Annotated in this window: 12 protein-coding genes; 4 read left to right on the forward strand and 8 right to left on the reverse strand. The window is 60.8% G+C overall.

What is annotated here, in order from left to right:
• Positions 1-94: 94 nt before the first annotated feature.
• Positions 95-2,491, reverse strand: a complete 2,397-nt coding sequence (locus tag SB753_RS06455; RefSeq protein ID WP_410799552.1) for a phosphoketolase — start codon at positions 2,489-2,491, stop codon at positions 95-97.
• A gap of 719 nt (positions 2,492-3,210) precedes the next feature.
• Between SB753_RS06455 and SB753_RS06460 the strand changes: the two genes are divergently transcribed.
• The 4 genes from SB753_RS06460 to SB753_RS06475 all read left to right on the forward strand — a co-directional run bounded on the left by SB753_RS06460 (position 3,211) and on the right by SB753_RS06475 (position 6,070).
• A complete protein-coding gene (locus tag SB753_RS06460; RefSeq protein WP_408475530.1) occupies positions 3,211-3,426 on the forward strand; it encodes a hypothetical protein in 216 nt (71 codons plus the stop codon).
• A gap of 287 nt (positions 3,427-3,713) precedes the next feature.
• On the forward strand, positions 3,714-4,022 hold the full coding sequence (locus SB753_RS06465; protein WP_087752064.1) for a hypothetical protein: 309 nt from the start codon (positions 3,714-3,716) through the stop codon (positions 4,020-4,022).
• A gap of 128 nt (positions 4,023-4,150) precedes the next feature.
• Positions 4,151-5,515 carry a DUF3300 domain-containing protein gene (locus tag SB753_RS06470; protein WP_410799553.1) on the forward strand — a complete coding sequence of 455 codons (1,365 nt, stop codon included), beginning with the start codon at positions 4,151-4,153 and terminating at the stop codon, positions 5,513-5,515.
• Positions 5,516-5,812: 297 nt separating this feature from the next.
• Complete coding sequence (locus tag SB753_RS06475) at positions 5,813-6,070, forward strand: RNA recognition motif domain-containing protein (protein ID WP_027804449.1); 258 nt, start codon at positions 5,813-5,815, stop codon at positions 6,068-6,070.
• Between the two features lie 127 nt (positions 6,071-6,197).
• Here the strand turns inward: SB753_RS06475 and SB753_RS06480 are convergent, their stop codons facing one another.
• From SB753_RS06480 to SB753_RS06510, 7 genes are all read right to left on the reverse strand, one after another.
• Entirely contained in the window at positions 6,198-6,575 is a 378-nt protein-coding gene (locus SB753_RS06480; protein ID WP_088174040.1) for a BON domain-containing protein, read from the reverse strand.
• Positions 6,576-6,605: 30 nt separating this feature from the next.
• The gene (locus SB753_RS06485; protein ID WP_087752067.1) at positions 6,606-7,751 is read right to left on the reverse strand and encodes a porin; all 1,146 of its coding nucleotides are present in this window, start codon (positions 7,749-7,751) and stop codon (positions 6,606-6,608) included.
• Between the two features lie 82 nt (positions 7,752-7,833).
• Positions 7,834-9,462 carry a 3-(methylthio)propionyl-CoA ligase gene (locus SB753_RS06490; RefSeq protein ID WP_410799555.1) on the reverse strand — a complete coding sequence of 543 codons (1,629 nt, stop codon included), beginning with the start codon at positions 9,460-9,462 and terminating at the stop codon, positions 7,834-7,836.
• A gap of 86 nt (positions 9,463-9,548) precedes the next feature.
• Complete coding sequence (locus tag SB753_RS06495) at positions 9,549-10,283, reverse strand: DsbA family oxidoreductase (protein ID WP_410799557.1); 735 nt, start codon at positions 10,281-10,283, stop codon at positions 9,549-9,551.
• Positions 10,270-10,830, reverse strand: a complete 561-nt coding sequence (locus SB753_RS06500) for an RBBP9/YdeN family alpha/beta hydrolase (RefSeq protein WP_410799558.1) — start codon at positions 10,828-10,830, stop codon at positions 10,270-10,272. The genes SB753_RS06495 and SB753_RS06500 overlap by 14 nt, the downstream gene beginning before the upstream one ends.
• Before the next feature lie 19 nt (positions 10,831-10,849).
• Positions 10,850-11,698: a TauD/TfdA dioxygenase family protein gene (locus tag SB753_RS06505; protein ID WP_410799559.1), complete on the reverse strand. Its 849-nt coding sequence runs from the start codon at positions 11,696-11,698 to the stop codon at positions 10,850-10,852.
• A gap of 10 nt (positions 11,699-11,708) precedes the next feature.
• Positions 11,709-12,689 carry a quinone oxidoreductase family protein gene (locus SB753_RS06510; RefSeq protein WP_410799561.1) on the reverse strand — a complete coding sequence of 327 codons (981 nt, stop codon included), beginning with the start codon at positions 12,687-12,689 and terminating at the stop codon, positions 11,709-11,711.
• Positions 12,690-12,702 lie beyond the last annotated feature (13 nt).

The raw sequence follows: 12,702 nt of genomic DNA on the forward strand, positions 1-12,702 counted from the left end.
TCTTTCCCTTTTCCAATGCCCATTTCTGTGTGGCACGCTCGTATCGCGAAGTCGAACGGCACGGCTTTGCGCGGCGCTCGCGCTGCGGGGACACTCAGTCAGGCCAGACCCAGTCGGTAATCTCGGGGCGGTCGATGCCATGCGTGTGCGCATAGTTCAGGTTGCTGATAATCGCGTTCTTCATGTCTTCCCTGAGATGCGCCGTCCTACCCTGCAATCGCGGCACGCGGTCGAGAACATCGATGACAAGATTGAACCGGTCCACCTGATTGAGGATCGCGAGTTCGAGAGGCGTGTTGATGTTGCCCTTCTCCTTGTAACCGCGAACGTGCAGATTCTCGTGGTTGCGGAAACGATAGGCGAGCTTGTGGATCAGCCACGGGTAGCCGTGAAAGTTGAAGATGACGGGCCTGTTCACCGTAAACAGGCTGTCGAACTCGCGCGCGGTCGAGCCATGCGGGTGTTCGCTTGCCGGCTGCATCCTGAACAGGTCCACCACGTTCACAAAGCGCAGCTTGAGCTCGGGCAATCGCTCACGCAAAATTGCCGTTGCCGCCAGCGATTCCTGAGTGGCGACATCGCCACACGATGCCATGACGACGTCCGGCTCCTCGCCCTCGTCATTGCTTGCGCGCCGCCAGACACCCAAGCCCTTCGCGCAATGCACAATCGCTTCGTCGATCGTGGTGAACTGCAAGTGCTTCTGCTTGTCCGCCACGATGACGTTGATGCAGTCGGTCGAGCGCAAACATTGATCGGCCACCACGAGCAGCGTATTCGCGTCCGGAGGCAGGTAAACCCGCGTGACGGAAGGCGCCTTGTTGGTCACGAGGTCGATGAAACCGGGGTCCTGATGGGAGAAACCGTTGTGGTCCTGCCGCCAAACAGTCGACGACAACAGAATGTTCTGCGACGACACCGACGCTCGCCACGGCACATGGTTCTTGCAGATGTCCAGCCATTTGGCATGCTGGTTGAACATCGAATCGACCACATGCGCAAATGCCTCGTACGTATGGAAGAAACCGTGCCGCCCGGAAAGCAGGTAGCCCTCGAGCCATCCCACCAGCGTGTGCTCCGAGAGCATTTCCATCACGCGGCCGTCTCGCGTCAATTCGCCGCCGTCCTCGTCCTCCGGGAGCAGATCGGCCATCCAGATCTTCTTACTGGCTTCATAGATGGATTGGAGCCTGTTAGAAGCCGTCTCGTCAGGGCCGAACACGCGGAAGGTGGTCATGTTCTTGCGCATCGTGTCGCGCAGGAATTCTCCAAGCGGCCGGGTGTTCTCATACAGCACCTTGCCTGCGCGACTGACGTCCACCGCATAGGCACGGAAGTCGGGCAGCTTCAGCTCCCTGCGCAATACTCCGCCGTTCGCATGCGGATTCGCGCTGATGCGCCGTGGTCCCACGGGCGCGAGATCTCGCAGTTGAGAAATCAGCCGCCCGTCGGAATCGAACAGCTCCTCGGCCTTGTAACTGCGCAGCCAGTTTTCCAGAAGCGCCAGATTCGCGGGATTGCTACGTACCTCGGAGAATGGCACCTGATGCGATCGCCACGAGCCCTCCGCTTTGTGCCCGTTGACCTCTTTGGGTCCGGTCCACCCTTTCGGCGAACGCAGCACGATCATCGGCCAGCGGGGCCGCTCGACCTGCGAACCTGAGCGCGCCCTGTCATGGATAGCGCGAATCTCCGCAACCACGGCGTCGAGCGTGCTGGCCATCTTCTGATGCATCTCTGCATGGTCCGAGCCTTCGACAAAAAACGGCTTGTAGCCATAGCCTACGAACAGCGCCTCGAGTTCCTCGTGGCTGACGCGCGCGAGGACAGTCGGATTGGCAATCTTGTAGCCATTCAGATTGAGAATCGGCAAGACGGTGCCGTCGCGAGCGGGATTGACGAACTTGTTGGAATGCCAGGCCGTTGCTAACGGGCCGGTTTCCGCTTCGCCATCGCCGACCACGCAGGCAACGATGAGATCCGGGTTATCGAATGCGGCGCCGTATGCATGCGACAGGCTGTAGCCCAGTTCGCCGCCTTCATGGATCGAGCCGGGCGTTTCGGGTGTGACATGAGAGCCGATGTGGCCCGGAAACGAGAATTGCTTGAAGAACTTCTGCATACCCTCCGCGTCTTCGCTCTTGTCCGGATACACCTCGGAATAGGTGCCCTCCAGATAGGCGGGGCCGAGCACGCCAGGCGCACCATGCCCGGGGCCGGCCATGAAGATCACGTCGAGGTCATCGCGCTTGATCACCCGGTTCAAATGCGCCCAGACAAACGAAAGCGCCGGACTCGCGCCCCAATGCCCCAGTAGCCGCTGCTTCACGTGTTCGGCCTTCAACGGCTCTCTCAGCAACGGGTTGTCTATCAGATAGATCATTCCGACCGAGAGGTAATTGCATGCCCGCCACCAGGCATTGATCAGTCGAAGTTCATCGGCATTGAGGGCAGCCGTTTGCGAAGCGCCCGCGGCGTATTGCTCGCTCATAACGTAGTCTCCTGAACAGCAGGTCTCATCCAGACGCGTGCAAATGCGAATGGGGCACAGCATCTACGCGTCTTGTTGATTTTTCGCGCCGCCCTGCACCGATAGCAGTCTCTAGCGCTATCTTTTGTGAAGTACTTAACGTCTTCACAGTGCTTTATGACGTCCTGTTGAGAGTGCGGAAGGGAATGCGGCGAACCGGTTTCGATCGTGCGATAAAGCGCTATGCAACGGTGCGGCGCACAACCGGCGCATAGCATACGAAGCCTGCACCCGTGCGACGCTTCGCATCTCAAGGAGATGACGCAGCGACGATCTCAAAACGAGCCTACTAGCCTCGCGTCGCAACTTAAATAGGCCTTTGGTCCAACAAGCGCGTGGGAAAGGGGCAGTGCTCGCGCTGCATGCATCGGTAGGACCAAGGTCCGATGTTCGCGGCCCATCACACTGATAAGCTGCTCATACTGCGTATGCACGCCTCGCGCATATCGGGAAGCGGTCGACCGTTGTTACGCGATACGGCGGATAGCCCAGGCAATGTCGCCTGAAGCTGGCGAGGACTTGATGTTAGCCGTGCAATGACGTCAAGCCTCGGGTGACCAGATACGCTGATTGAATCGCCGCCGAAATAGTTGTGAACAGATGCAGGCTTCAGGATATCGCCCATTGGAGATGACACCATGCCCGCATGGAACCGCCTGCCCATCACTGCACTAGCGGCGATGATTCTGGTGACCTTGTCGGCGTCGTCGGGGGCCACGGAGCAAGCGCAACAGCGTCGCGCGGGGCGGGACGTCCGTCAGGAAACTCGCCAGGGCTCACGACATACCAAGCAGGAGTGCCGTGCCACAGACCAAAAAAGCAATTCCCAATGCCGGCACGATAAGCGGCAGACCAAGCAGCACGGACGTCAGACCGCGCGCGATATCAAGTACTGAGTAGCGAGCGTCCGCCGTGAAAAACACGTTATGTGCCTGCGGGCAGATTCATGCAGCGACTGCTTGCCGGAACGACGCCGCTAAGGATGACGGCGCCGCCATCCGCCGCAGGCCCCTTGAAGGGATAACAAGTTATGCGTTCCGGGGCATCGTGATTAACCGGGGGAACAACGATGATTTCATCGTGTGAGGGTCGCTCTCACGAGCGCGGAGACGAGGCCAGTCGAGTCGGTTCCGTGAAAAGCACCGCTGTGAAGTTCAGGCGCTTTGTGCTCTTGAGCGTCTGCATGTTGGTGCTGCCGTTGACCGGCTGCCCGTATTACGCGCCGCCGCCCGGCACCGTTGTCACCGTCCCGGCCAGCTTCGACCGCTCCTTCTCCGCGGCAGCGGGCGCAATGCGCGACGAAGGTCTGGTAATCAGCGTCCAGGACCCCGGCACCGGCACCGTCGTCGGCGAACTGGACGGCAGCACGGTGACGGCGAGCGTGCGCCAGCAACCCGATGGCAGCGTCGTCGTGCAGTTCAATTCGCCCACGCGCAACCCTACGCTGCTCGATCGCATTTCGCGCGGCTACGACCGGCGAATGGGGCGGTGATCGCGCTCAAATGAAGTGTCCCGCCGATGAATGTCGCCGGGAAGGGAAGCAAAGTAACCGTTGTACATTTCGCAAGTTGTCGGTTCGTCGTCGTTTTCAGTAGGCCTTACCAGTTTCAAGGAGCAGCCATGTCTTCGTGGAACCATCGATGGGCCACAGCGCCGTGGCTGTGGCTGCTCGTCGCGCTGACCCTGGCAGCGGGGGTCGCACATGCCCAGACCGACCAGGCGCCGCCGCGCGAGCCCTTCAAGCCGGAAGAGATCGAAGCGCTGGTCGCGCCGATCGCCCTTTACCCGGACTCCGTTTTGTCGCAAGTACTGATGGCGTCGACCTACCCGCTAGAAATCGTGCATGCGGCGCGCTGGGTCAAGAGCAATCCGAAAGTCACGGGCGACGCCGCCGTGAAGGCAGTCGCGAACGAGCCGTGGGACGTCAGCGTGAAATCGATGGTGGCCTTCCCACAGATTCTCGAACCCATGAACGACAAGCTGGACTGGACCCAGAAGCTCGGCGACGCATTCCTCGCGCAGCAGAAGGACGTGCTCGCTGCTGTGCAACGTCTGCGCGCCCGCGCGAAGGAGTCGGGCAACCTCAAGTCGAACGAACAGCAGAACGTGATAGTCGAAGCGGCGCCCGCTGGCGGGCAGACCATCGTGAAGATCGAGCCTGCCAATCCGCAGGTCATCTACGTGCCCGCCTACAACCCGACGGCCGTGTATGGTTCGTGGAGTTATCCGGCCTACCCGCCCACCTACTGGCCGCCTTACCCGGCCTACTATCCGGGTGCGGCGCTAGCAACGGGTTTTGCGTGGGGCGTCGGGCTCGCCGCCGCCGGTGCCATCTTCGGCAATGCCAACTGGGGCGGGGGCGACGTCAATATCAATGTCAACAAGGCGGCCAACATCGATCGCAACTTCGACCGCACGAAGGTCGAAGGCGGACGCTGGCAGCACGACGGCAGCCATCGTCAAGGCGTCGCGTATCGCGACAACGCGACCCGTGACAAGTACTCGCGCAACGTCGGCGGCGCGGAGGGCCGCAATGATTTCCGTGGACGCGATACGACGGGCGGCGGCCGCGCCAACACGGCGGACCGAGGCCAGCGCACCGACCGTTCGGGCGCAGGCGATCGTGCTGGAACGGCGGATCGGTCGAATGCGAATAACCGAGGGGCAGCGGACCGATCGAACGCAAACGCGGGAAATCGCGTGGGAAGCGCGGATCGGTCCGCGGCCGGCGAGCGCGGCGGCGTCTCGAACCGCGCTGGCGCGGGCGACCTGTCACGCACCAGCGACCGTGCGGGCGGCGCCGGTGGCGGCTTCAGCGGCGGGGGTCGCGACAACGCCTTTCAGGGCGTCGGCGCAGGCGGCGCGACGCAGCGCAGCGCCGACCGTGGACGCTCCAGCATGCAAGGCTCGGGCTACAGCCGACCTAGCGGCGGCGGCGGCGGCGGTATGCGGGCCGGCGGCGGCGGACGCGGTGGCAGACGCTAGAGAGCGTCGAACCGTGACATCACCACGGCGATTTCGTCGGCATGTACTCATGGGTGCACCGCCTACCGTCACGCTCGCGTGCGCGCTGGGCGCCTGATCATCGCGCGGATAGTCGCACTACCGGCGACAACATTCCGACGGCCTTGGATGTGTAGGACTTTGGTCCAATTGCCGCAGTATGCGGCGGCCTTCACGATTCAAGCGACGACGTAAAGCCGGATGGCAAGTCGCGCGCCTTCGAATATCGACGTCCATCATGGCCTGAGCGGTAAATTCGGGAAATTGGAGCGAGGCATCATGGCAGACATATGGATAGGCAATGTGCAAGACGACACATCGGACGACGAAATAAGGGAATTTCTGATCAAGTACGGATTCCCGTCATTCGACGAAATCAAGCGTGTCGAGGGAACCGGCACGCGGCCCGCCGTCGTGGTGACTTTTCACGACACGTCTCCGGACGCTTTACGGAATTTGCAATCGCGGATCCACAACATGTTCTGGAAGAATCGGACCATCGTCGTGCAGGTCATGCCGGAGCGCGACGACAGCTAAGCGCAACAATATTTCAGTTCGTGGCTCAGGCCGCGGTGCGACCTGTCCGCATTCGCCAAAACTGCATTTGAGTCGGTGCCTGCTTCCGGCCTGCTCCAATGCATCGTTGCGTGCCGGCTATCGTCGCCTACATGCCGCCAAATGGCTTCTTCACAGCCAGCTTGTTAGTCACGGACGTGACCCCGTCAACCGCTTTTGCGATATCTGCGACCTGGCCGATCTGCGCCGCGTCCGTGACCGTGCCGTTCAATGTCACCGCACCGTCTTTTGTGATGACGCTGATATCTCCGGCGCGGATCTCCTTGTGCTTGACGATCGCGGCATAGACCTTCCTGCGTAGCGCGCGATCTGCTTTTCTGCCCGTGACCGGTGCTGCGCTGCCCGAGGCTGAACTCGCCGATCCCCCAGGTGCGCTAGCCATCTCGCTTGCCTGTGACCATGCGTTGGTGGAAAGCGGAACGATCAACGTGGCGACGGCCATTACGAGAGCGCGAATATATTTCATGGATTACTCCGGTCGATAAGAATGCAGCAATCAGAACGTATGGCGGATGCCGACCATCGCCGCGGTTGTAGACACCCCCGGTGCGACCGGAGCTCCATAGATGATCGTCTGGTTCATGGTCCCTTTGTTGTCGACGTAGCCGACCTGTGCGTACGCCTTGGTTCGAGCGGACACGTTGTACTCAGCCCCCAGAGAGAATTCGCTCGAATGATTTGCTGAATGGTTTCGATCCTTCAGATAGTAGAAACCGGAAGTGACCTTGAACCGCGGGCTGAATTGATAACCGAGCCCAGCCGATGCCATTTCGAAGTTCACGGTGTCACTTCTGGCCGGATTCTTACCCACGCCGTACGAGCCTGAAATCGAAAATCCCGCGATCGAGTACAGCGCGCCAAAGTAGTAAAAGCGGTTGTTCGCCTGCCCCGTAGCCACCGCCGCCGGAGTTGCAGGATAAGTAATCGGATACGGATTGGTATCGTGTCCGTTGTAGTACACGGCGGATAGATTCAGACCGTAATTCGAATACTTGAGCACGGCCGACTCGCGTGTGCCACCCTGGAACTGGCCCGCGACGCCTCCCGGTGCGTACTCGAGTGCGAGCGACGCTCCGTAGAATTTCGGCGACGTGTAGACCAACGCGTTACTGTCATACAGCGCGCCGATCGGTGCGTTCGTGCTCGTGCCAGGCCAGCCCGCCGCCTGGTTCACACCGAGCCACGCGGTCAGAATACTTCCGAAGTACTGTGCGCCGCGAACGTCGGTTTCCGCCATTGCATAGATCATCGGAATGATCTGGCGGCCGGCATCGAATGAGCCGAACGGCCCGGACGCCCCAATCATCGCGTACTGATTGAAGATCGCGGTGGTGCCCGGCGTGTCAGGCAGCCCCATCCTGCCGTTCGAGCTGTTGAACGAGCCCTGCAGCCTGAAGTTGATCTTGTATCCGCCACCGATGTCTTCGCTTCCCTTCAAGCCCCAGAAGCTCGCGTAGATGCCGCCATCCTTCAGTTGATAGACATGCCCCTGATTGCGCGCGGTCGGCAGGAACGTTGCCGCCGAAGTGCTCTGATAGAGCAGGCCGCTATCGAGTACGCCGTAGAGCGTAACCGTCGATTGCGCATGGGCGGCAACCGCGAACAATAACAGCGCCGCGGCGCCGCTCAACTTCAATTTCATTCTGTGTCTCCAATGTGGTGCCGGACATGGCCGGCTTTTTTTTGCTGTTGCTCGAACGAAGCTGCCTTGATAACCCGGCGTGTCAGTTCGGTAAAAAATAATCTGCGAATTGCTCCCGCAACCGGTGCTTGAGCACTTTGCCGGTTGCGCCGTATGGAACCGATTCAACGAATACCACCGCGTCGGGCGTCCACCACTTCGCTACCCGCCCGTCAAAGAACGCCAGTAGTTCGTCCTGGGTGAGCGCGCTGTCCGGCTTTTTAACGACCACCAGCAGCGGCCGCTCGTCCCACTTCGAATGCCGCGCGCCGATGCAGACCGCAGCCGTCACTTTGGGATGCAGGTACGCGACGTTTTCGATTTCGACGGAGCTAATCCATTCGCCGCCCGATTTGATGACGTCTTTGCTGCGGTCCGTGATCTGCATGAAACCGTCGCGATCGATCTTCGCCACATCGCCGGTCGGGAACCATCCGTCACGCAGCGGCGACTCAGCGTCGCAACCGAAGTACTGCCTCGTGACCCACGGGCCTCGTACCAGCAGGTCGCCAGTCGCGTTGCCGTCCCACGGTAACTCTTCGCCGTCGGGGCCGGCGATTTTCATGTCAATACCGAACACCGCGCGTCCCTGCTTTGCCTGGACCGCGTAACGATCGGCCTGCGGCAGCGTGAGCTGATGCGCCTTGAGACTGCATACCGTGCCGACCGGACTCAACTCCGTCATGCCCCATGCGTGCAATACGTCGACACCATGGCGCTCCTGGAATGCTGCGGCCATAGCGGTCGGACAGGGAGCGCCGCCGATCACCGTGCGCCGCATCGACGAAAACGCTCGCCCGAGCGCGTCGACGTGAGCGAGCAATCCTTGCCAGACCGTCGGCACGCCAGCAGATAGCGTCACCTGTTCGGTCTCGATCAGTTCATAAAGCGATTCGCCATCGAGCGCGGGGCCGGGAAACACCAACTTCGCGCCCACCATGCAAGCGACATACGGCAAACCCCACGCATTCACATGGAACATCGGCACGACCGGCAGGATGGAGTCGCGCGCCGAGCAGTTGAGCGAATCGGGCAACGCGGCCGCGTAGGTATGCAATACGGTGGAGCGGTGGCTGTACAGCACACCTTTCGGATTGCCCGTTGTGCCTGACGTGTAGCACAGCGACGACGCACTGTTCTCGTCGAGCAGCGGCCAGTCGAAAACGTCGCTATTGGCGTCGATCAGATCCTCATAGCACAGCAGCTTCGTGGACAGACTGTGCGTCTCCGGCATATTCGCGCGATCGTTCATCGCTACGAAGATCTTTGCGCTTTTGACGCGTGACGCGACGTTTTCGATCAGCGGCAGAAACGTCAGATCGAAGAACACGACGCGATCTTCCGCATGATCGATGATGTAAGCCAGTTGCTCAACGTGCAGCCGGGGATTGAGCGTGTGCAACACCGCCCCCGAGCCCGACGCTGCAAAGTACATCTCCATGTGCCGATAACCGTTCCACGCAAGAGTCGCGACGCGCTCGCCCGGCTGAACACCGAGACCTGCCAGCGCGTTGGCCATGCGGCGCGCGCGTTGCGCGAGATCGCGGTACCGGTACCGGTGAATGTCTCCTTCTACTCGCCGCGACACAATTTCCTGTGCGCCGTGATGGCGTTCAGCATGCACGAGCAGCGAAGCGACCAGCAGCGGTTGCTCCATCATCAAGCCTTGCATTCTTTGTTCTCCTGAGTGACTGCAGTAGCACGCGCGCCGGTTCCTCTGCCACACAACCGGCATACGTCGTGACAACTTCAGTTCTTTCAATTTCGGGTGGCCGAAACCATAAGCGCAGCAATGACCTCAGGCGAATGAACGCCCGAGAACGTGTATCCCGTGCTGAACACGAAGTGCGGCACGCCCCTTACTCGCGACTGGTGGCGCGACACGCGTCGGCCGATTCCATCGACGCGGCGCACCCATTGCGTCAGATGCGTTTTGAGACTTTCGCCATCCAGACCGCAGTCCTGCCCGAGACGCTCGAGAACCTCGCGGTCTCCAATGTCCTCGCCTTCCAGAAAGTAGGCGACCAGGACGCGATCGACCAGTGTCGCGCGTTGCGCTTCGCCGAGACGGTTCGCAGCAAAGGCGATCAGTTCATGCGCGGCGGCGGTATTAGGCAACACGCTGATCCGATCGAATGCAAAGTCGATACCGGCTTCGCTTCCAGCTCGCTGCACTTCTGCGCGCCTTGCGATCACGGCTTCCGGACCGCCGAGGCGCTCGCGACAGAAATCCTGGTACGGCAGGCCATTGAGTGGCGTGTAAGGAAGGAGTTGATGGGACCGCCATCGCACCTTCACCTGTGCGTCGGGGCGCAGTCCGCCAAAGACGGCTATGGCCTTCTCCAGATTGCGTTTTCCAATCAGACACCATGGGCAGATGAAATCGAAAAAGGCGTCAATTGTCAGACTGCGCTTCGAATCGACTTGCCGACCCACTTTGTCTTCAACGTGCCGTTCCGCCTGGACGATCCAGTTCTGATCACACAAGTTCATCGATCAGTGTCTCCGCCGTCGCCCACACACCAAAACCCGCCGCGGGATTGAGGTGCCCCACTTCGCCGAGATCGACGAGGCGACTGCCCCAGTCGGTCGCCATTGCAGATACGCGATCGAACTGCGCAAGCGGATCGTTGCGGCTCGCCCCGACGATGCTCGGGAACGGCAAGCGTTTGCGCGGTATCGGATGCCAGCCGTTTTTGGCCAGTGCATCGATAGTCGGATAACCGGCCGGCAGCAGCGTATCGAGATCGGCCGGCGTGGCGAGCAATGCACCGTGAATCTCGCGGTTGTGCTGCTGTGCCCAGTGAACCGTAATCATCACGCCCGCGCTGTGCGCGACCAGGATTACCGGGCCGTCGATTTTCGCGAGCGCTGCGTCAAGCGCGGCAACGCGTGCCGCGCAACTGAGCTTGTCGTGTTCGAGCGGCGGCACCGAGACCGCATTGGGCAACTTGTGCTGCAACAGAGTTTGCCAGTGGTCTGAAACGTGGTCGCGCAAACCCGGGACCATCAGAATGGTCGGTTTTGTATCGGTAGTCATGAAGCGGTCTTCTTTGCGGTTAGTACGGCTTGTCGCCAATAATTCCCGCTCGTTCCATCTTGCGGTGACATGGCGGATAGTCCATGACCGCATAATGCTGCGTGCTGCGGTTGTCCCAGATGGCGATGCTGTTCTTCTGCCAGCGCCAGCGCACCTGGTACTCGGGGATATAGGCCTGACTGATCAGATAGCGCAGCAGATCGCCCGAACCCGGGTTAGCGTCCTGCCCGAAACGCACGCGATCCGGCGTGTGGTAGTTGGTGAAATGCGTGGTGAAAGCACTCACGAACAGAATCTTCTCGCCAGTCTCGGGATGCGTGCGCACGACCGGATGTTCGGCGTCCGGAAACTGCGCCTTGAGTGCGTGCCGCTTTTCAATCGGCATCGCGGCACCAAAGCTCGCTTCGATGCTATGTCGCGCGCGCAGGTCGGCAATCTGCGTCTTGATGTGCTCCGGCAGATTCTCGTAAGCGAGTGCCATATTCGCCCACATCGTGTCGCCTCCAACCGGCGGACACTCGACGCACCGAAGGACCGCGCCGAACTGCGGCGCTTCGCGCCAGGTGGCGTCCGCGTGCCATGCGTTTTCGTAGCGGTCGTTAGGTTGGTCCGGAGTTTTGTAAATGCGCACGAGACCAGGGTACTCGGGGTCGCTACCTGCGACCGGGTGATCTTCCAGGTCGCCAAAGCGACGGGCGAATGCTACATGCTCGGCGCGTGAGATGTCCTGTCCGCGCAGGAACAGCACGCGATGTTTCAACAGCGCCGCCCGGACCTCGCCAAACAGGCCGTTGTCGTGAATGGCGTCGGCGAGATTGACGCCGACTAGTTCTGCGCCGATTGCGCATGTCAATGGTTCGACGTGCATCGCTGGCTCCCTAGATGACGAAGACGGATGAACCCGTCGTCTTGCGCGACTCAAGATCCCGATGCGCCTGCACCGCGTCCTCCAATGCGTAACGCTGGTTCAGCTCGATCCTGATACGGCCGGCAGCGACATGCCCGAATATTTCAGCGGCGAGTTCATTCTTTTCTGCAGGGTCGGCAATGTAGTCGGCTAGCGCCGGGCGAGTCAGGAAAAGCGATCCCTTCATTGCAAGAATCTGCGGATTGAACGGCGGGATCGGACCCGACGCCGTGCCGACGCACACCATCAACCCCCTGCGCTTGAGCGAGTCGAGTGATGATTCAAAGGTGTCCTTGCCGACGCTGTCGAACACCACATTCACGCCGACGCCGTCGGTCAGTTCGCGCACGCGTTTCGCGACGTCATCGCGGCTGTAATTAATGACGTGATCGCAACCATGCGCGCGTGCCACTTCACCCTTGGCTTCGGTCGACACGGTGCCGATCACGTTGAGCCCAAGCAGCTTCGCCCATTGCGACACGATCAGACCGACGCCACCGGCAGCGGCGTGCAGCAAGATGGTGTCGCCCTTCCTGAAGTCGTGGATGCGGCGCATCAGGTAGGCACACGTCAGGCCGCGCATGGTCATGCCGGCGGCCGTTTCGCACGAGATCGCTTCGGGCAGCTTGATGAGAGGCGCAGCCGGGATCAGCCGTTCGGTACTGTAGGCGCCCAGCGTATTGACGAAGCCCGTGTAAGTCACGCGGTCGCCTGGCGCGACGTTCGTGACGCCGGCGCCAACGGCCTCGACGATCCCTGCGGCCTCGACGCCCATACCCGCGGGCATCGGCACCGGATACAAACCGCTGCGGAAGTAGGTGTCGGCGAAATTAAGGCCAATCGCCTCGTGGCGCAAACGGACCTGCCCGGCTCCGGGATTGCCCACTTCGACCTCTTCATAACGCAAGACTTCGGGACCACCGGTCTCATGGAAGCGGATCGCTCTAGCCATGTTCAATCTCCTA

Source organism: Paraburkholderia sp. SIMBA_053, assembly GCF_046534895.1.
Taxonomy (GTDB): Bacteria; Pseudomonadota; Gammaproteobacteria; order Burkholderiales; family Burkholderiaceae; genus Paraburkholderia; species Paraburkholderia caledonica.